Source organism: Occallatibacter gabretensis, from assembly GCF_001449115.1.
In the GTDB taxonomy this organism is placed as follows: Bacteria; Acidobacteriota; Terriglobia; order Terriglobales; family Acidobacteriaceae; genus Telmatobacter; species Telmatobacter gabretensis.
In genome coordinates this window covers 2,220,760-2,239,776 of record NZ_LAIJ01000009.1, presented here as the reverse complement: position 1 = coordinate 2,239,776, position 19,017 = coordinate 2,220,760, and the positions used below count along the sequence as shown (strand labels likewise).

Here is a 19,017-nt window from a genome sequence, read left to right as displayed (position 1 = left end):
GCCGCGGAACAGAACGCCCCTGACATTGGCATGCATGTCAGGGGCGTTCTACATTCCTGCGTAGAAGGCGCAGGAGCGCCCGCTCCTCTTCGCGCAGCCCGACGGGAATGTTGTCTTTTAGAGTGGCATCTTGTACAAGATCGCTCAGAGCCTGCGTCACCCGCCCACCCATGTAGTGCTCAAAAATAGCTGGATGCACATAGCATTTACGGCAAACAGCCGGCGTGTTGCCCAGGTGGCGAGCCACATCCTTGATTGCAGTCACGATATTCTTTTTTGCTTCGGTCTCGGAAAGAAACGGCTCGAACCCCTGAAGCATGGCACAAGCCAGAACGCTGCCCGCCCAGGTGCGAAAGTCTTTCGCGGTAAAGTTATCACCGGCAATCTCGCGGAGATACTCGTTCACGTCGGCGGAGTCAATGCTATGACGAGTTCCGGTCTCGTCTACATATTGGAAAAGCTCATAGCCGGGCAGGTCGCGACATTGCCGGACAATTCGAGCCAGTCGGCGATCATGCAGATCAAGAGAATGCTTGACCCCACTCTTTCCGGGAAATTCAAAATGTACTGTGTTTCCGCTGACGGCAACGTGTTTATTGCGCATCGTCGTCAACCCGTAGGAGTGATTGCCCCGAGCGTATTCCTCATTGCCCACGCGGATAAACGTGGTTTCCATCAGGCGAACGATGGTCGCCAGAATCTTCGCCCTGGGCACACCCGGGTTCGACAGATCTTCCTCGACGCGTTGACGAATATTCGGCAGCGCGGAGCCGAACAGCGCCAATCGCTCGTATTTTGTTTCATCGCGAACTTCGCGCCAGCGAGGATGGTAGCGGCTCTGCTTACGCCCGCGGGCATCCCTTCCAGTGGCCAGCAAGTGCCCGTTCGCGAGAGGACAAATCCAGACATCATTCCATGCAGGCGGAATCACGAGCGACTTGATGCGAGCAAGAGTCTGCCGGTCACGAACAGCGTGACCCTCCGCGTCCACATATCGAAATGACTTGTCGTGGCGCAGACGGCGAATGCCGGGTTTCGCGTCGGTAACATAACGCAGCCCGGCTGACTTCGCCGACTGCGCAGCATCTTCAATGATTTGCTCAACCGAAAGTCTGGATGAGGAGGGTCTATGCCGGGTGTGCGTCGCAGCGTGCATAATGCAATTGGATGCCACTTGAACGTGGTACCTTACGGATAGACACGCTGTTAACCGCAACTCCAATGCAGTTGACGAAATAAATCATGTAAGTTATTGATTATCAATGGCAAGCGGGAGTAGTTCAGTGGCAGAACGTCAGCTTCCCAAGCTGAATGTCGCCGGTTCGATCCCGGTCTCCCGCTCCAAGTCTTCGTAGCTATTCCTACCCTGGTTCATTTCCGAGAACCGCTTTTGGCCGCACCTATCCTGTGAAGGATCTTTGATCGTGCTTCACGCTATTCTCTTTTCAAGGAGCTCTTGATGGCAGAACCCACCACTTTTCCTTACGAAACACGGCTTAACGTACTGCATGGCCCACTCGAACTGATCGACGTGAAAGCGATGGCCGATGCCTGCGAGTACAAATGGTTCAACCAGACGCTCTGCCAGATCAATAGCTCTATCGTCCGTGTGGGCATCATTGAGGGTGAGTACCACTGGCATAAGCACGACGAAGAGGACGAGTTCTTCTACGTTGTAGAGGGCAAGTTACTAATCGATCTGGAGGACAAAACCATCGAGCTTAATCCGGGCATGGGATTTGTGGTGCCGCGAACTGTCCTTCATCGCACCCGCGCCCCTGAACGCACAGTCATTTTGATGGTCGAAAACGCCGGCATCATTCCCACCGGGAACTGAACGTCTGTTGCCGTAGTGCATCCTCGCCCACGCGCCCCCTGATCCAGTCACTTCCCCTGTAATTTCACTGCGCCGCGTCAGGCGTTTCCTGCGCTTTCAATTCCTCGCCGGCGTGCCCACTCTCTTCCGTTACGCTGCGGAGATTCACCTTCTCCAATTGCGCCCAGATCAGGCCCAGCGGCACAATACCCAGAAACGTCACCAGCAGCAGCGTGGCAGCACACGCCGTAGAAGCCTCTGCCGACGCCCCGATAGTCGTATGAATGGTCGCCGCCACAATGCCGATCTGCGTAAACCATCCAATAATCGGCAGCTGCACAACGCTCGCGCCGCCGCTCACCGCCATCAGCAGCACGCTTTTGCCGGGAGTCATTGCCGCCAACTGCGGGCTGTTCACAAACGCAAGCGTCGTCAGCAGATAAGCGCCCGCAATCAGCAGCCACATCACAATCGATAGCGATGTCAGCATCGCGAAATCCGCAAACGAGCGAATCGTATCGAGGCCAGTCTGAAAGGTCCGAATCTTATCGCCAATTCCCCGCGCCAGTTTCTGCGATACAACACCGAGAGCTCGCTCAAAAATCGATGCTAATACCCCTCCCGCAAACCGAATAGCGACCAGAAACAACGCACCCGCCATCGTCGCGGCCAGACCCCAATAACCTGCCTTGCGTACAATCTCCGGATGCACCAGCGCTGACGGCGGCGAAAGCAGAATAATCGCTGAAAAGATCAAAGCCATGGCCCCGGCATCGGATAGCCGCTCCACAATATAGACCGCAACCTGCGCGCTGATGGCAGTCTGCGTCTTCTTGGCCACCAGGTAGGGCCGCACCAGGTCCGCCACGCGCCCGATCAGAGCGATCGAAGTAAATCCAATCACCTGCGTGCCCAGCAGTGAAAGCAGGCCAACCTTGCGGTTATGTCGCATCAGTAGAGCCCAGCGCACCGAACGGATGATGTAACCGGCATAGATACATGCAAGCGCCTCGGCAATTCTGCTCCAGTCCGCCTGCGAAATCTGCGTGCGGAATACGCCGAAATCAAATGGAACCCGCTGACGCACCCAGAGAATGAGTGCGATCAGCACAATCGCCACAATTCCGCTCAGAATCAGTTGTTTCTTTTTCAAGAACTCTCCCGCAGACACGCGCTGCTAATCACAGGCTAACAGCGCCGATGCGTCTCCGTGCAGAGTAAGGTGAAGTCCCCGTGGACTTGCTTGTCCGACTCTTTTATATGAATCAGTTCCCTGTCGCGTTAGGAGCTACCAGCGTAAGCCGGTTGCTAAGCGTAAACAGCAGCACCGAGCCCGGCTCCAGATTCGCCTGCGGATGATTCATCAGCAGATGCACCGTTACAGCGCCCGCGCCAATCAGCCCTCCGGCCAGCGCACCAGCCGGTCCGCCAAGCACCGCGCCAGTAACCACACCCACACCCACGCCTCCGGCATACTCAATGCCATCGCGCTTATACCGCGGGCCTGCCTGGATCGTTCCCTCGCTGTTCACCCGCGTATGCGAGTCCCTGGTATCGGCCACCCGCGCTACAAGCATGTACTGCGAGCCATTGGGAAGAATCACCATCTCCGGGCGCAGACGCAGCGAGCCGCGGCCGCCAAAGTGGCCACTTGAAGCCTCCACCACCTTGCCTTCTATCTCCGCCCCCGCAGGAATAAGCACCTGTCCATCCTGCATCACATCCGAATCCACGCGCCCGCGAAACGCATCGCCCTTTTCGCTCCGTGCGGAGGAAAGCTCCGTCTGCAGCCGCACACGAATTCGTGTACCCTCTTCCAGCGTCCCCGGCGGCAGCGGCTCAGGATGCACAATATCGCCATCGGGATCATAGCCCTGCGACCGTGGCGTCAATGCCGGCTGTGGCGGAGCCACCTGCACGGTTCCGCTATCGCCATCCTGCTGCGGCACATTCGCCGGCGGCTGCATTGGCGGCGCGGTCTGCGGAGCAGGATTCGGTGCAGGCGCAGGCTGCTGCATCGGCACGCTCGGCGAAGGCTTCTGCAGCGGTTGGCTCTGGTCTTGCGCCGGAGCCGTCTGAATCGTATCGTCCGCCGGTGGATTCGACTGCCCCTGGTACGCATTCTGTTGCTGCGGGTCGGTCTGCGGTGGCGGAGCCGGCTGCTGCGCCGCAGCCAGGCCGCTCGCCAAGGCAAGCAACGCCAATCCGCTCACCGCATTCACTCGATTCATCCGGCTATTCATCGCATCAAACTCCTTCAGGCGGCGCACCGCTCCGTATATATTGGAACCCTGCTCAGGCTCCACTGTCGCGCCCTATTCCGCCGCGCGTACATCATGCGGCAACATTCTCTCCATACGCTCAAATACATGTGACCCGCACCGTACCGGCGCGGTTAGCCACGTTTGTTAAACTTTCGTTGGACACATTCGCCAAAATTGATGAAGGGATGGTGACAAAAATGGCCCGCGGACCTGAGCTCCTGACCACGATTCAGAGCATCGCCGGTGCGTCCGTCGCTGTCGATCGCCGTCCCAAACTGAATGACCGGCTGCTGCACCGCATTATGAGGAATGATATGACTGAGATTGTTGCTATTCGCGCCAGGGAAGTACTGGATTCGCGCGGAAACCCCACCGTTGAAGCGGATGTAATTCTGGAATCAGGCGCGCTGGGCCGCGCCATTGTGCCCTCCGGCGCATCCACCGGAGAGCATGAGGCCGTCGAACTCCGCGACGGCGACAAAAGCGTTTACGGTGGCAAGGGCGTCCTCCAAGCCATCGCCAATGTCGAAACCATCATTGCCCCGGAACTTGAAGGCATTGACGCCGCCAACCAGCGCCTCATCGATCACACCATGATCGCGCTCGACGGCACGCCGAACAAGAGCAAGCTCGGAGCCAACGCCATCCTCGCCGTCTCGCTCGCCTCTGCTCGCGCCGTAGCGCAGACTCTTGAGATTCCCCTCTACCGTTATCTCGGCGGCGTCAACGCCTCTTTGCTGCCCACGCCCATGCTCAATGTGCTCAATGGCGGTGCGCACGCGGACTCGAACGTCGACTTCCAGGAATTCATGATCATGCCCGTCGGGGCCGAGCAATTCTCAGAGGCCCTGCGCTGGTCCACTGAAACCTTCCACACCCTCAAGGGCGTGCTCAAGAAAAAGGGTTACAACACCGCCGTCGGCGATGAAGGCGGATTCGCTCCCTCGCTCAAATCCAACGACGAAGCCATCGAGCTCATCCTCGAAGCCATTGAGGCAGCAGGTTACAAGCCCGGCGAGCAGATCGCCATTGCGCTCGATCCCGCATCTTCTGAGTTCTATGACAAGGACAAGCAGAAGTACGTCTTCAAGAAATCCGACAAGCGCGAACTCTCCAGCGAAGAGATGGTCGCCTTCTGGGAGAACTGGGCAAAGCAGTACCCCATCGTCTCGCTCGAAGACGGTCTGGCCGAAGACGACTGGGCCGGCTGGCGCTTGCTCACGGAAAGACTCGGCGGCCGCATTCAGCTCGTCGGCGATGACCTCTTCGTCACCAACGTCAGCCGCCTGCAGCGCGGCATCGAGGAAGGCGTAGCCAACTCCATCCTCATCAAGGTCAACCAGATCGGCACCCTCACGGAAACACTCGAAGCCATTGAGCTGGGTCGCCGCTACGGCTACACCGCCGTCATGAGCCACCGCTCAGGCGAGTCGGAAGACACCTTCATCGCCGACCTCGCCGTAGCCACAGGCGTGGGCCAGATCAAGACCGGCTCGGTCAGCCGCACCGACCGCATCGCCAAGTACAACCAGCTCCTCCGCATCGAAGAAGAGCTCGGCTCCGGCGCTCAATTCCTGGGCATCGAAAGCCTCAACTATCAGGACTAGTTCCTGCTGCGCTTAAGACAGAAATGCCCTCAGCTAGCCGAGGGCATTTTGTTTTCCAGCCAACGAGTCAGTTAAACAGGCTTTACTTCGCTGGTAACCAACTGCTGCTCTGTGGGCTCACTGGTAGCAGGCTGTTCCACCGGGTTTGTTTTTTTAGAACTACTCGATAGCAACCTGCGCTCTAAGAAGTGCCACGAAATCACAGCATATGCGAACGTAAAAGCTAAACCGATCGGAACCCCTTTAAGATCACCGAAGTGTCTCCGTCCGTAATCAAGAAAAAGATAATGCGTAAGGTACAACGAATAGCTGATCGTTCCGATGTACACCAGGGGAGCGCTTTTGAGCCATTGCACTCCAACTCCAGCTAACGCATACAGCACGGCACCCACAGAGATGGCCAGAGTGCCTTCGAAGACTAAGACGTTTCCCAGCCTGGTATTTGCAGTGTTTGTATAGCCCAGGTGGTAGAGCAAAAGTATGCCCGCAGCCGCAGTGGGTATAAGGAATATCCCAACCGCGGTACCCCATTTCTTAATTCTGTCCGGACGCTCTCGCCATTCCAGGCAGAGGAAAGCTCCAACTGCGAGCAAATCCATCCGAAACGGCGTCATGTGATAAATCGCCCAATCTGTCGGGAAATGAATACTTCCGCGAAGTACAGGCGCAAGCACCATGAGGAAAATGCAAAGTCTGCGTAGTTGCCGCGTACTCAAAAAGTACACCGCAAACGGCCATAGCAGATAGAACTGTTCCTCCACTGCCAGAGACCAAAACGTACCGAATGCTAGGGGTTGGGGAATGTTGAAGAACCCCAGAAAGTTGAAGAAAGCAATATAAAAGTACCAGTGCTTCATCCATCCAATACCAACAAACAAGCTGGCAAACGCAAGAAACACAACGTAAGGGATGAGGATGCGTCGCACTCGGCGTGCGTAAAATTGCCCCAGGAAAGTCCGGAGAGAGTGGCGTTTCGCGTCAAGCAAAACACCCGTAATGAGGAAACCGGAAAGAACGAAGAAAAGATCTACGCCCATCCAAAGCAGCTTCGCGTGCCATGAATGGAACAGCAAAACAGCCAGAATGGCCAGAGCGCGTACGCCATCAAGTTGTTGTATTCTTTTCCCGGCCAATGCTGTGACCTCCGCGTCGTTCTGGGCATCAGAACGTGAGGAAAGATAAATATCTTAAAGGTGTTGAATTTCAGGCGCCGCGTCTATCTCAGGTCCGTCTAGGGTGACTCATAGTAAGAATACCATGCTTTGAATTTGAGCCTGAGTTCCCGCTTTCAGGAATGACACCAAAATAGATATTCCACCTTTTAGTCTCATTGTTCTTAAACGATGAGATCACCCAAACTGATGTACGCCGCAACACGTCCACGCCCTTTATTCTGTGCATTTATCCTGAGTGTGCGACTTCGACTGATTCAGGAGCACACGCATCGTGTCCAAACGTCCTCTCGTTCTCACCATCCTTGACGAATGGGGCTATCGAGTAAAAGACCTCTGCAGCGCAATCACCCCAGTGCGCATTATTTTTTCTGTTGCCCTGCCTCTTGCATTGGCCCAGATGGTCAGCGCACAGTCCGTCCCTGCTTCTCCACCTCCGCTGCCGCCCGCAACCGCTTCCTCAAGTTCCATCTCCCACGCCCAGCTTGCCGAATATCTGCAAGCCGCCGGCACGCTGGGCGGAGCAAAGGCGGCTACAACAAATCAATTGGCCGAGTCGCGCAAAAGAATCCCCGCATGGTTTCCACCAAACGTCTGGGCTGCATTTGAGCGCAAAGTGACAGCCATCGATATGGCGGAAGTCTATCTACCCGTCTATCGCAAGTACCTCACTGCGGAAACCCTCAACGGCCTCATTCTTGTGTATCAAGGCCCCACCGGCCAGGAGTTCGCGCGCGTCTCCACCCAGCGAGTCATAGACGCCATCCAGCAAGGCTCCGTAGGACACGCCGCCGATACAAACGCCGCCAACGCAATGGACGCAAACGGCGAGAGCGCCCTGCTGACCAAGCGAATCAAGGAACTCACGCCCGAACAGCGCGCCGCCTATCAGAAAGCAGCCGCGACCTACCAGACTGTACTCAAGCCGCTAGATGACGAGCAGAATGCAGCCTACGCACAGAAGGTACAAGACCTCTGGCATGAAACGGTAAAAGAACACAACGCCGAGATCCTCGCAGCGCAGAACGCAGCCTCTCACCCGCATCCATGAAGCAATCGCACATGAACCGCAAACATCCCGCTCACACCCACCATTTATCCTGAACCTGCATCTTTAATCGATTCAGGAGCACTCTCGTCGTGTCCAAGCGTCCTCTCGTTCTCACCATCCTTGACGGATGGGGCTATCGCGCCGAAACCGCCAACAACGCCATCGCTCTGGCCTGCAAGCCCACTTACGACAAGCTCCTGCGCGAGTTCCCCAACACGCTCATCCGCGCCTCCGAGCACTTCGTCGGCCTGCCCGACGGCCAGATGGGCAACAGCGAAGTCGGGCACCTCAATATCGGCGCAGGCCGCGTCGTGCGGATGGACATCACGCGCATTGATGCCATGATCGCCGCCAATGAATTCTCCAAAGATCCCGCCATCGCGCAGGCCATGCACCGCGCCCGCGAAAATGGTCGCCAGCTTCACCTCTTCGGCCTCGTCTCTGACGGCGGCGTGCACTCGCACCAGAATCATCTCTACGCCCTGCTTCGCGCCGCCCGCGAGTACAAGCTCGACCGCGTCTACGTCCACGCCTTCATGGATGGCCGCGACACGCTGCCCACCTCCGGCGCAGGCTACATCGCCGCACTTGAGCAGAAGATGCGCGAGTACGGCATCGGCAAGCTCGCATCCGTCTCCGGTCGCTACTACGCCATGGACCGCGACAAGCGCTGGGAGCGCGAGCGCCTGGCCTTTGAAGCCATGGTCACCGGAAAAGCCGAAGGTGGCGCAACCTCCGACCCCATCGCAAAAATCAAGGAGAACTACAACAACGGCGTCACCGACGAGTTCCTGATTCCCTTCGTCGTTACGGATGCCGCCGGGAAGCCGGTCGCGCAGATCCGTGATGAAGATGTCTGCATCAACTTCAACTTCCGCGCCGACCGCGCCCGCCAGATCACCCGCGTCCTCGCCCGCGAAAGCAGCCTCAACAAAAACGGTGGCCGCGACCTCGATGCATGGGAATCACTCGATGAAATCATCCCGCGCTCCGAGCTCCCAAAGAACATCCACTACCTCTGCATGACGCAGTACGACAAGCTCTACTCACTCCCACTCGTCATCCCGCCCGAATCGATGGATAACATCCTCGCCAACATTCTCTCCGCGCATTCGCTCCGCAACCTCCGCGTAGCAGAGACGGAGAAGTTCGCCCACGTCACCTACTTCTTCAACGGCGGCATTGAGGTCCCCTTCCCCGGCGAAGACCGCAATCTCGTTCCCTCGCTCAAAGTCGCCACCTACGACCTCGCCCCCGAGATGAAGGCCGAAGCCATCGGCGACATCATCGTAAACGCCGTCAACGACACGGCCTTCGACCTCATCGTCGCCAACTTCGCCAACGCCGACATGGTCGGCCACAGCGGCAAACTCGAGCCCACCATCCGCGCCTGCGAAGTAGTCGATGCCCAGCTGGGACGAATCTACGAAGCCGTCCGCCGCCGCAACGGCAACTGGCTCATCACCGCCGACCACGGCAACGCCGAGCTCATGGTCGATCCCGCAAGCGGCGGCCCACACACCGCCCACACCACCAACCCGGTGCCGTTCATATACGTAGGCGAAGACGCCGAGCATTTCACGCTCAGACCAGACGGCGCACTCCGCGACATCTCCCCAACCCTGTTGGCCCTCCTCGACCTGGGCCTCCCCAAAGAAATGACCGGCGGCGACCTCCGCACCCCTATCGCCGGATAAGAAGCCGGGTGCCCCATCCATGGCGCGTCTTTATACGCCATGGGTGGGATAGCATTCCCTCCCGATCTCCCACAGTTGCATGTCATCTTGAGAGAACCAATTTAAAAAACGCTGTCATCCTGAGCGAAGTTTGGCCGCTACGCGACCAAACGAGTCGAAGGACCTGCGGTTGTTCTTGCTTTTGTCTTTCCTCTGTTCCCGCACGACGCCGGGTACCACAATCTCTATATTGAGCGGATTTTGAATACATGCGTCTGTGTATTTCAGAAGCCGCTCAATAGTTCCCGTGGAAAATCCTCAGTCAACATCCAATCTCCGGCTTCCATGAACTACGCGTATGGAGGGAGTAATCCATCATGCCAGCAGTGAGAGCTGTTGGATGTCTTCTATTCATCCTCGCGGCAATCTTTGCTTTGTTCGACTTGGCCTGTTGGCGCATCATCTCGCAGAACAGGCATATTCTTAGGTCGCTATCAATTCTGATAGCCACGATGTGCCTGCCTTTGTGCCTTCTCGGAATCGGTTTGCTCTACGGACGAAAATCTGCAGCGATCATCGTGACACTTGGTTCCATTGCTTCCGCATTGTGCCTGATCATCGGATCAATAATCTCAGTTCCCCTACCATGGACCCTGATCAACATCATCTTTGGCGGCGGGATGCTCATTCCCGCAATCGTTCTTCTCGGAAACTGGCGCTATCTGAAGGGATGGTAGTAAAGCATCCAGCGCGAAAGGCACGCTCAGCCCACATATGTGACCGTCACTGTACCCTCGCCGACAGTGGTTGCGGTCAAGGTGGCAGGAGGCGTCCCTGCACTCTCGATTTCTACTGGAACGCCTGAGGAAGGGTTGGCCCAGTCCATGCTGGAGAGATCGCTGGCGCAATTGCAGGCGAGCGCGCCTGTGAAGTCAATCGGAGTAAACCCAGCGAGGGTATAGGTGGGCTCGCCGCCGCCGGGATCTTCTGCGATCCATTCGGCGGAGGTGCCGTTGAAGTCAGCAGTAGGCGGCGGAGCGAGGACTTTATTGAAGTGGTTGCCCGCTCCGAAACTGTAGTTGTCAGCCGCCCATTGACTGACGTTCAAAAGCATGACCTGACCTGCCGTGCTGCCGACGTAGGAGACCATGGCGAGGATCGTGTCGCCGGGGGACACATTGAGGCCCGTGATTGTCTGGGCATTCACGTAATCGGGCGAGCTTTTCGTCGGATTTTCGAGCCACCATTCGTACCATGCCCAGGCGTACGCATTGTTATTTTCGTCGATCTGCTGCGCGATGCCGACCTGCAGGATGTCGTTGGAGTTATTCGGTGCATAGCCGTCGAGGCCAAGCCAGGTGGACAGCCACCAGCCCGTGAAAAACTCGCCGTTTGGATAGTTTATGGTCGTTGCCGGCTGCGATCCCTGGCTAAGTGTCGGGACGACCCAAAGGCCGCTGACGGCGGTCCAGTTACCGGTTGGGACAACCGCGCCGGCCCAGCTGAATTCGTTTTCGTCTGGAAGCCGCCGACGCCGGCGCGCGGGGAGCATCGGGTATGACGATGGGCGGTAGGGTGCAACGGTTTCGCTCACTGGCGCGTCACTTCGTGTAGTCACGCGTTCCCAGAGCGCGCGGGCGATCGGGTTGCGGTTGGCGACAGAGCGCCGCCAACGCATCCCAGCGCTGCGTAATTCCTCCGCGGTCGCGGTGCGCGGATCAAAGCCCGGTGGGGGCGGAGGGACATCGAAGACGCCGGAGATGCCAGTCGGGACGACATCAAACGGCAAGGCCCGGCGGAATTCCGCTTCATCGAAGTTTTTCATCGTACGATACTGGCACCAAGGAACCGCGATGTCAAAGGCGTCCGCAGTAGCAGGAGAGCCAGCAACGTAATACGCGATGAAAAGGGCGGATATGCGCCCAACAATTTCCAAACAGATATAGAAGCAAGATGGCGCGGCCGCAAAAAGCCGGCGCGGGCGGCGCCTGCTAAACTCCACTCTGGCAAGGAGGGTTAAGTGTCAGAGATCAAAACAGTAGGCGTAGTAGGCGCAGGCACAATGGGTTCAGGCATAGCGCATGTTTTCGCCCGCTCCGGCTTCCAGGTCCTGCTCTGCGACGTGGCGCAACATCAACTCGATCACGCCATCGAATCCATCCGCGCCAACCTCGCCCGCGAAGCAGCCAAAGGCAAGCTGGCGGTAACTGATATCGAAGCCGCCCTCGAACGCATCACACCCACAGCCGACCGCGCTGCGCTCTCATCCGCCGATTTCGCTATCGAAGCAGCCACGGAACGCTACGAACTCAAAGCCGAAATCTTCCGCTCCCTCGACGAAATCCTTCCCGCATCCGCCATCCTGGCCACCAACACCTCATCCATCTCCATCACCAAACTCGCCGCTCTCACCCAGCGCCCACAAAACGTCATCGGAATGCACTTCTTCAATCCCGTGCCGGTAATGACGCTGGTAGAGGTAATCCGCGGCCTTCAGACTAGCGACGAAACCTACGCAAAGGTCAGCGAACTATCGATCCAGCTGGGCAAAACACCGGTAGAAGTCAACGACGCGCCCGGCTTCGTCTCCAACCGCGTCCTGATGCCCCTCATCAACGAAGCAGCCTTCGCCGTCATGGAAGGCGTAGCCACACCGGAAGCCATCGACCAGGTCTTCAAACTAGGCATGGCGCACCCAATGGGCCCCCTCACGTTAGCCGACTTCATCGGCCTCGACGTGTGCGTGGACATCCTCCGCGTCCTGCACGAAGGCCACGGCGACCCCAAGTTTCGCCCCTGCCCGCTACTAATAAAGATGGTGGACGCCGGCTGGAAGGGTCGCAAATCCGGCCGCGGCTTCTACACCTATCCAAAATAGTGCTTGCACAACAGTTGAAACGGTACTGACGGCTGCAGCACAATACATCACTATCAAACTCTGTATGGATGAGGAGGAAGAGTTATGGGTGTGCAAGTAGGTTGGGGTACCGCTATCGTCGGGGCAGGTCCGCAAAATTTTTTAATTTCGCTTGACGCGCCGAATTCAAGGATCATCGCTACGAGCTGTTTATCCATGGTTTGGAATCACACAGACTCAATACCGGTGTCTGCCGCTACATATATTCCGTCGTACACAGTTGCGGGGTCCAATGATCAGGTAGTCAATCCAGGCAATCTCCCGGGTGTCTTGGCAGCAGACAATGTGACCAGCGTTACTTTTTCTGTCCTCGCCTCGGGGGCTTCTGGTGGTCAAGCAACAGCTGTTTTCACAATCATTACTGTTTAGAGTGAAATGAGCATTTTCGTTACCAGCTGACCCACCCAGGTTGGCATTCGTTGGTGTTTTTTGCCGAAAAATCCGGTAAGAACGATTCAGGATCGCAGGCGGTCGACGGGCATGAATATCTCTGGCAAGTCATCTTGACTCAATGCTCTCGGTTGGGCTTCTTCCTTGGCCAATAGCACGGAACTGCTCCGCCCCATTCTGCGTACCAACAAACATACGCTGCAAAACAGCGTCTTACCGCCATGCAGAATTTCTCCGACACGCTCAGCCAGGTCTTTCGCGCCATCGTAGCCAACAAGCTGCGTAGCTTCTTGACCATGTTCGGCATCGCATGGGGCGTAGGCTCGCTATTGGTACTGGTAGGCCTCGGAGAAGGCTTCCGATCCGGCCAGCACAGAAATATGGCCACGCTCGGCGACGACCTGGTGATGATGTGGAACGGCACCATTCCCGCCGTAGCAAACCAGCACACCGGCATGCGCCCTTATCAGCTCACCTTGCGCGACGCCGAGGCGCTGCGCAGCCTGCCGGAACTACGCGGACTCACGATGGAACTCCAGCGGACCGACCTGTACGAAGTGAGCCAGTGGAGCAACACCTCTAGCCGCGTCATGGGTGTGGACACCACCTACCCCATCGTTCGCAACATTCCTCTGTCGCAGGGCCGCTTTCTAAACAGTGATGATCTCGCCGACCGGCGGCGCGTGGCCGTGCTCGGCTATAAGACCACGCATCTGCTCTTTCCCGGCCGTCCCTTTCTCGGCGAAGCCATCACCATCAATGGCACAGAGTTCCGCATCGTAGGCACACTAGCATCTCTGGCACGTGGCAACAACGACTCCGACGACCAGAAGATTTACATCCCCGTCACCACCATGCATGAGCTCTTTCCAGTCAAGGGAGAAAACATTCCCCAGGATGCGCTGACCTCCATCCAATACCAGCCCGCAATACATGGCGATTCAGCAGCAGCCATCGCAGCCGTGCACCGCGTCATTGCGGAGCGTCACGGCTTCGATCCGAATATGGCGGACGCATTCGATGAGTGGGATACGATCCGCACCGGAAAGATGGTAGGCGCAATCTTTACGGCCATGGATGTCTTTCTCGGCGGCGTCGGCATCGTGACGCTCTCGCTCGGCGCGGTAGGAATCGTAAACATCATGCTGGTCTCCGTAACTGAGCGTACACGCGAAATCGGCCTGCGCAAGGCCCTGGGCGCAACGCAGCTGAGCATTCTCTCGCAATTCTTCTGGGAGGGCCTCCTGCTCACAGGCGTAAGCGGCGCAATCGGGATCGCGGTCTCGGCTGCATTTATGGAGACATTGCAGGCACTCTTTACGGGCGCAATTCCGGGCTTCGATCCGCCTAGACTCGTCCCGTGGTCCGCGGCGCTGGCAATGGGCTCGCTGGTGCTCTGCGGCGTAGTGGCAGGACTGTATCCGGCAAGCAAAGCGGCGGCAATGGATCCAATTGAAGCGCTGCGGAGAGAGTAAAGGCGATGCTCAAAGACATTCTCGGCCAGGCATGGGATGCCATGCTCTTCAACCGTCGCCGCACCCTCATCACCATCGCCGGCATGGCGTGGGGTATTGCCACAGTGGTGCTGCTGCTGGCTTACGGCGCGGGCTTTGCTAATGCCATTCAGGCCATCTTCGCGCAGTGGAGCACCAACACCATCGGCGTCTTTCCGGGCAAGACCAGTGAGCAGGCCGGCGGCGAAAAGGCCGGCGCACAGGTACGCCTCACGCTCGACGATGTAGACCGTCTGATGATTTCGGTGCCCGGCCTTCGGCGGATCTCTCCAGCAGCATACAAAGACGTGACAGTGCAGAACGATCTGCACTCCTACACATGGACCATCAACGGCGTGCGCCCCGTCTTTCAGGACATTTGGAAGCTGGACCTCGATCAAGGCCGCTTCTATAACGGTCAGGAAGAAGAACAGCGCGCGCACGTATGCGTCATTGGCTCAGAGGCCAAAACAAAGCTCTTCTCCGGCGGCTGGGCGCTCGGCGAAACCATCCGGCTCAACGGCGTGCACTTCACCATCATCGGCGTGCTCAAGCCCAAGATGCAGGAGGGCGGTGAAGACAACGACGCCAACCGCCAAGTCTACGTGCCCTTCAGCACCATGAGCGACCTCGTGGACACCAAGTATCTTGGCGGCCTCTGGTTCGACTATCAAGGCGACTACCAGATGATAGAGCAGACCACGCGCACGGCCCTTGGCGCAGCGCATCACTTTCGCCCCACAGACCATGAAGCCGTGCATGTCGCGAACCTCATGAGTCAGCTCCACCAGTTCAGCATCTTGTCGTTGGCGCTGCAGGTGCTGCTGTCGCTCGTGGGCGCGCTCACGCTGGGCATTGCGGGTATCGGGCTCATGAACATCATGCTCGTTGCCGTGCAGCAACGCACCAAAGAGATTGGCATAGAAAAGGCGCTCGGCGCGCGCAAGCAGCACATCCTCACGCAGTTCCTTGCCGAAGCGCTGGCCATTACGGCAGTCGGCGGCGTCACCGGCATCGCACTCGCCTATCTGGTCTCGCTCGCCGTCGGAAGAATTCCCTTCTACAGCAACATCGCACTGCACGCAGAGAACGCCGATATACAACTAGCAATCTCGCCCGCATCGGTCATTGTCGCCACAGTAATCCTCATGCTCACAGGCCTCGTAAGCGGAATGATCCCGGCAATTCGTGCAGCCAATCTAGACCCCATTGAAGCGCTGAGATACGAGTAAAGCGAAAGCATTCCCGAAGACGAAGCAGACGCATGCTTCACACGCGCTGTCGCAGCCTTAGCGGATGCTCTCCTGCAATTCTCTATGCTTTCTTGTTTGCTGCCCATCTCTTCCGCTGCGCGTCAGCAATGCGCTTTATGATGCCATCCAGCATGGCTGATGCCAGGCATGATGAAGCCTTAGAGCCATTTCACAACCACTGTCCACTCATCATCTGAGCGCGAGGACTATGAAGGCATATCGCGTCGAGCCGTTAGCAGGCCACTGGCCTCAACCCCTTGATCTCCTATAAGTTCGGACACCCTTCCTTGACTAATCCGATACAGATTGACTGGATCGCAAATGTGGACGGATTCAAGAGAAGCCAACTCCCATTCATGCTGGACCAACGCCACCGTCATAAGGCACGCGGTACAAATCGAATCGTGGCCTCCGTATTTGTTGTGCCTGTGATGGAATTTCGCTTGAGATAACATCGCGCGTCTTTCCGCTGCTGGATTTTTGGGCTGGCAGCAGAATAATAATCGCGTTGAACCAATGATTCTGAGCAATTTTGCTCACAATCCGCAGCGTCCTCCGATAGATACTCTTACCAATGATCTTCATATGCATTACTTTTGTGGATGTTTCGTAGGCCGATGCCAGTATTGCGACCGGCCTAAATCCTCATCGAATCACTTAGGAGCTGTGCCATCGGAGGACTTACATCGTGGTTGATTTAGAAGATTTTTCATTTCTTCAAAAAACGAATGTCGAAGAGGCAGACGGCGGCAATGGAGGGGTGCTGACGTTGAAGTGTAATTATTTCGAATCGCTAGAAGAAATGCGGAGGGGAAACATCAAGGAGATGAAGTTCTGGATGTATAAAAATGAGGCTCAAAAACTGGCATCACGCCTAACAACTTCATTGGGAGACACTTCCCGGCCTACCTAGAAGAAACCGACGCAATCGTAGACGCTATACGCCGCGAGGCCGAAGGCCTAACTAATTGAGACTGCCGCAGCGATTGGCCTTACACACGGCAGCCCACTGCCGCGCCACAGTGCTAAAAGGTCTTATCTATGTACTCGCTGGACGCGCCGCGTCCGAGGAAAGCTGTTATGCAAATATTTAGGTGTGAGGGATCGTGTGCTACATCCTTCGTCCAGCTATCTGCGATACGCATAGGCTCTCCCCGCAATATCATCGTTGCCCCGTTGTCAGGACCTTCCAGGTTATGTTTGGTCTTTACCTGCCAGGCCAGTTGCAACTCCTCTAAAGCGACCAAGGATTTCATCAATAGACTGACGTATTCGCCATCAGTCGAAACCAGCAATTCTGCATATTGGCTCATCTCAGCCCCTTCTCTACTATCACAACGGTAGTAATATTGCCGGAAAACTGTTTTGAGATGCACTGTCCTGTATTGCCAGGGCTATCCCGCTCATTCACCCGTCGCATTATTCTCTGCCGCCACTCGACGGCAACTGGGCGCAACTGCCTGATCAGGCACGAGTGCAGACACCCGTCCTTGACTCATCCAATACAGATTCACTGGATCGCAAACGTGCGCAGATTCAAGAGGGACCAACTCCCATTCAAACTCAACCCATGCCACTGTCCTAAGGCACGCGGAACAAATCGAATCGTGGCCTCCGTATTTGGTTTGCCTGTGATGGAATTTCGCTGGAGATAACATCGCGTACTCCTCCCACTTTTAGGTTTTGGGCTAGTAGCGGAATCGTAATCACGCAGCCTGAACGCGTCTGTTCATTTTTGCTCACAATACGCCACACGGGCTGCAATCCGAGGGAATGGAGTGAGTATCCCATTGCGGAGAACCCTGTGCTGTTCTATATTGCACACGCTGAATGGGCGGCGCTGGCCTAGGAGGGATTTAATCGACTTCGTGGAGTCACGGAAAGCTCAGGCTTCATGGCATGATCTTCCGGCAGTTGATCGTGCAGAACCACGTTGAGCAGAGATTTATGTACGCGGATACGGCCGTTGTAATCAATAAAGCCCAGTTTGCGGAACCGGTTCATAAAAAAGCTGACGCGAGACCGTGTCGTGCCGATCATCTCGGCCAGTGTCTCCTGCGTGATCTTCGGAATCAGTGTCTCTGGTTCTCCGGGTTTGCCAAACTCCGCCATCAATAGGAGAATCCGCGCCAAACGCTTTTCACTGGAGTTGAAAAGTTGGTCTACAAGATCGGCCTGAGTGCGCATGCTGCGGGCCAGCAGAAATGTAAGGAAGAGATCTGAGAACGCATGTTCCTCATGCATTACGCGGATCATCTCTTCTTTCATGATTTTAAGTGCGGTGCAGGCGGTGACGGCGGTAGCCGTGGTCAGTCTTAGCCCTCCGACAGCTGCAAGCGCCTCTTCTCCAACAAAATCGCATGCAGAGAGAAGCATGATAGTGGCTTCTTTGCCAACTTTCGAAACGACCATCACCTTGGCGCGGCCCTTCTGAAGATAAAAGACGGAGTCTGCTGAGTCGCCTTGGGAGAAGAAGTTCTCACCCGGCATCAGTTCGACGATTCTTCGACCCAGGCCCGCATTTGCCAAGAATGTCGCTGGGTCAAATGAAGTCGGAATAGCGAGAGCCATCAAATAGCCTCCTTCCGGTCAGTATCTTCACAATGAAAGCAACCTCATCCTGGAACGCTGTGCGGTAGACGCAGCGTCCCCGATTTAAGTTTTTCATGGGTCCAGTGGGTAGTCTGTCTCGTTTTATACACCATTCCACTATTTTCAGTGAAAGGCGCTCTCCGCTGCGTTTCCATTCCATCTCTGAGCACTATTGCTCAGACTGCCTGCAAGCTATCTCTCTATCGTCGAAATACCGTGTGCGCCCGCCATGCAGAAAGAAGGAATATATGCTTTGGACAATCATTGTTATCCTCGTGGTTTTGTGGCTTCTGGGTTTCAGTTTTCACATCGCGGGAAGTCTCATTCACCTGCTGCTTGTCGTCGCGGTGATAGTCCTGATCTACAACCTGTTTATCGGACGCAGACGCGGCCTGTGAATGCTGCAGGCAGGCGGGTGGCTCAGGTCTAAAGTCGCCCGTTCCCCCGCGAAAACTGGGTGCCCCGGAGCCTGCCCTGAGCGTAGCCGGGGCCCTGCTTCTGGGACCTGGGAATACCACGGAAGCAGATTCTCTTTATTCCGTGTCAGCTCCTTATCGCGCCAAAATTTCTCCCAGATAGTTTGCACAAAATTACCGCCATCTATGCCATACTCATTTTGAAGTGAAAAAAAGGCCCGGTCCTCAACGACCGGGCCTTCGTATTTTCCGCCGCTCTTAACGGAGGGAGCCGGAGCCTTTAGGCTCCGGAACACCATGGCCAGAAAAAATGAGGCTTCAGACCCGGTTGAAAATCGGCGCAAAAGATGCATTTTCACCGCATTTTGAC

The 19,017-nt window shown here is 56.4% G+C and carries 16 protein-coding genes and 1 tRNA gene; 10 read left to right on the top strand and 7 right to left on the bottom strand.

Features of this window, described 5'->3' with window-relative positions:
• Positions 1–37 precede the first annotated feature (37 nt).
• A complete protein-coding gene (locus VO84_RS15685; protein ID WP_058188502.1) occupies positions 38–1,156 on the bottom strand; it encodes a DNA topoisomerase IB in 1,119 nt (372 codons plus the stop codon).
• A 113-nt stretch (positions 1,157–1,269) separates the two neighbouring features.
• Here VO84_RS15685 and VO84_RS15680 point away from each other — a divergent pair.
• Together VO84_RS15680 and VO84_RS15675 are read left to right on the top strand one after the other, a co-directional pair.
• Positions 1,270–1,344, top strand: a tRNA-Gly gene (locus VO84_RS15680).
• Between the two features lie 115 nt (positions 1,345–1,459).
• Positions 1,460–1,837, top strand: a complete 378-nt coding sequence (locus VO84_RS15675) for a cupin domain-containing protein (RefSeq protein ID WP_058188501.1) — start codon at positions 1,460–1,462, stop codon at positions 1,835–1,837.
• A 64-nt stretch (positions 1,838–1,901) separates the two neighbouring features.
• Here VO84_RS15675 and VO84_RS15670 read toward each other — a convergent pair whose 3' ends face one another.
• Together VO84_RS15670 and VO84_RS15665 are read right to left on the bottom strand one after the other, a co-directional pair.
• Positions 1,902–2,969 (bottom strand): lysylphosphatidylglycerol synthase transmembrane domain-containing protein, encoded by a 1,068-nt coding sequence (locus VO84_RS15670; RefSeq protein WP_197414048.1) that lies wholly within the window; start codon positions 2,967–2,969, stop codon positions 1,902–1,904.
• A 112-nt stretch (positions 2,970–3,081) separates the two neighbouring features.
• Positions 3,082–4,059, bottom strand: a complete 978-nt coding sequence (locus tag VO84_RS15665) for a hypothetical protein (protein ID WP_157439917.1) — start codon at positions 4,057–4,059, stop codon at positions 3,082–3,084.
• 206 nt (positions 4,060–4,265) lie between these two features.
• Between VO84_RS15665 and eno the strand changes: the two genes are divergently transcribed.
• Positions 4,266–5,687 (top strand): phosphopyruvate hydratase, encoded by a 1,422-nt coding sequence (gene eno, locus VO84_RS15660; protein WP_456243280.1) that lies wholly within the window; start codon positions 4,266–4,268, stop codon positions 5,685–5,687.
• Between the two features lie 71 nt (positions 5,688–5,758).
• Here eno and VO84_RS15655 read toward each other — a convergent pair whose 3' ends face one another.
• A complete protein-coding gene (locus tag VO84_RS15655; protein ID WP_058188498.1) occupies positions 5,759–6,820 on the bottom strand; it encodes an acyltransferase family protein in 1,062 nt (353 codons plus the stop codon).
• A gap of 313 nt (positions 6,821–7,133) precedes the next feature.
• Between VO84_RS15655 and VO84_RS15650 the strand changes: the two genes are divergently transcribed.
• The gene (locus tag VO84_RS15650; protein ID WP_058188497.1) at positions 7,134–7,910 is read left to right on the top strand and encodes a DUF2059 domain-containing protein; all 777 of its coding nucleotides are present in this window, start codon (positions 7,134–7,136) and stop codon (positions 7,908–7,910) included.
• An 89-nt stretch (positions 7,911–7,999) separates the two neighbouring features.
• On the top strand, positions 8,000–9,607 hold the full coding sequence (gpmI, locus tag VO84_RS15645) for a 2,3-bisphosphoglycerate-independent phosphoglycerate mutase (RefSeq protein WP_058188496.1): 1,608 nt from the start codon (positions 8,000–8,002) through the stop codon (positions 9,605–9,607).
• 742 nt (positions 9,608–10,349) lie between these two features.
• Here the strand turns inward: gpmI and VO84_RS15635 are convergent.
• A complete protein-coding gene (locus VO84_RS15635) occupies positions 10,350–11,411 on the bottom strand; it encodes a G1 family glutamic endopeptidase (protein WP_157439916.1) in 1,062 nt (353 codons plus the stop codon).
• 195 nt (positions 11,412–11,606) lie between these two features.
• Here VO84_RS15635 and VO84_RS15630 point away from each other — a divergent pair, with 195 nt between their 5' ends.
• From VO84_RS15630 to VO84_RS15615, 4 genes are all read left to right on the top strand, one after another.
• Positions 11,607–12,464, top strand: a complete 858-nt coding sequence (locus tag VO84_RS15630; protein ID WP_082662023.1) for a 3-hydroxybutyryl-CoA dehydrogenase — start codon at positions 11,607–11,609, stop codon at positions 12,462–12,464.
• A 650-nt stretch (positions 12,465–13,114) separates the two neighbouring features.
• Positions 13,115–14,368, top strand: a complete 1,254-nt coding sequence (locus VO84_RS15625; protein WP_058188493.1) for an ABC transporter permease — start codon at positions 13,115–13,117, stop codon at positions 14,366–14,368.
• A 5-nt stretch (positions 14,369–14,373) separates the two neighbouring features.
• Positions 14,374–15,618 carry an ABC transporter permease gene (locus VO84_RS15620; protein WP_058188492.1) on the top strand — a complete coding sequence of 415 codons (1,245 nt, stop codon included), beginning with the start codon at positions 14,374–14,376 and terminating at the stop codon, positions 15,616–15,618.
• Positions 15,619–16,327: 709 nt separating this feature from the next.
• On the top strand, positions 16,328–16,552 hold the full coding sequence (locus VO84_RS15615; RefSeq protein WP_058188491.1) for a hypothetical protein: 225 nt from the start codon (positions 16,328–16,330) through the stop codon (positions 16,550–16,552).
• A 112-nt stretch (positions 16,553–16,664) separates the two neighbouring features.
• On the opposite strand, the gene VO84_RS15610 is transcribed toward VO84_RS15615, so the two are convergent.
• A complete protein-coding gene (locus VO84_RS15610; protein WP_058188490.1) occupies positions 16,665–16,952 on the bottom strand; it encodes a hypothetical protein in 288 nt (95 codons plus the stop codon).
• A 532-nt stretch (positions 16,953–17,484) separates the two neighbouring features.
• Positions 17,485–18,210, bottom strand: a complete 726-nt coding sequence (locus tag VO84_RS15605) for a Crp/Fnr family transcriptional regulator (protein ID WP_058188489.1) — start codon at positions 18,208–18,210, stop codon at positions 17,485–17,487.
• A 269-nt stretch (positions 18,211–18,479) separates the two neighbouring features.
• Between VO84_RS15605 and VO84_RS22585 the strand changes: the two genes are divergently transcribed.
• On the top strand, positions 18,480–18,629 hold the full coding sequence (locus VO84_RS22585; RefSeq protein ID WP_157439915.1) for a lmo0937 family membrane protein: 150 nt from the start codon (positions 18,480–18,482) through the stop codon (positions 18,627–18,629).
• The last annotated feature ends 388 nt before the right edge of the window (positions 18,630–19,017 follow it).

Excerpts from the sequence above, each read along its gene's own strand:
- VO84_RS15610 (WP_058188490.1), bottom strand. The coding sequence starts at position 16,952 with ATGAGCCAATATGCAGAATTGCTGGTTTCGACTGATGGCGAATACGTC.
- VO84_RS15605 (WP_058188489.1), bottom strand. The coding sequence starts at position 18,210 with ATGGCTCTCGCTATTCCGACTTCATTTGACCCAGCGACATTCTTGGCA.
- VO84_RS15675 (WP_058188501.1), top strand. The coding sequence starts at position 1,460 with ATGGCAGAACCCACCACTTTTCCTTACGAAACACGGCTTAACGTACTG.
- VO84_RS22585 (WP_157439915.1), top strand. The coding sequence starts at position 18,480 with ATGCTTTGGACAATCATTGTTATCCTCGTGGTTTTGTGGCTTCTGGGT.
- VO84_RS15635 (WP_157439916.1), bottom strand. The coding sequence starts at position 11,411 with ATGAAAAACTTCGATGAAGCGGAATTCCGCCGGGCCTTGCCGTTTGAT.
- eno (WP_456243280.1), top strand. The coding sequence starts at position 4,266 with ATGGTGACAAAAATGGCCCGCGGACCTGAGCTCCTGACCACGATTCAG.
- VO84_RS15620 (WP_058188492.1), top strand. The coding sequence starts at position 14,374 with ATGCTCAAAGACATTCTCGGCCAGGCATGGGATGCCATGCTCTTCAAC.
- VO84_RS15625 (WP_058188493.1), top strand. The coding sequence starts at position 13,115 with ATGCAGAATTTCTCCGACACGCTCAGCCAGGTCTTTCGCGCCATCGTA.
- VO84_RS15685 (WP_058188502.1), bottom strand. The coding sequence starts at position 1,156 with ATGCACGCTGCGACGCACACCCGGCATAGACCCTCCTCATCCAGACTT.
- VO84_RS15665 (WP_157439917.1), bottom strand. The coding sequence starts at position 4,059 with ATGAATAGCCGGATGAATCGAGTGAATGCGGTGAGCGGATTGGCGTTG.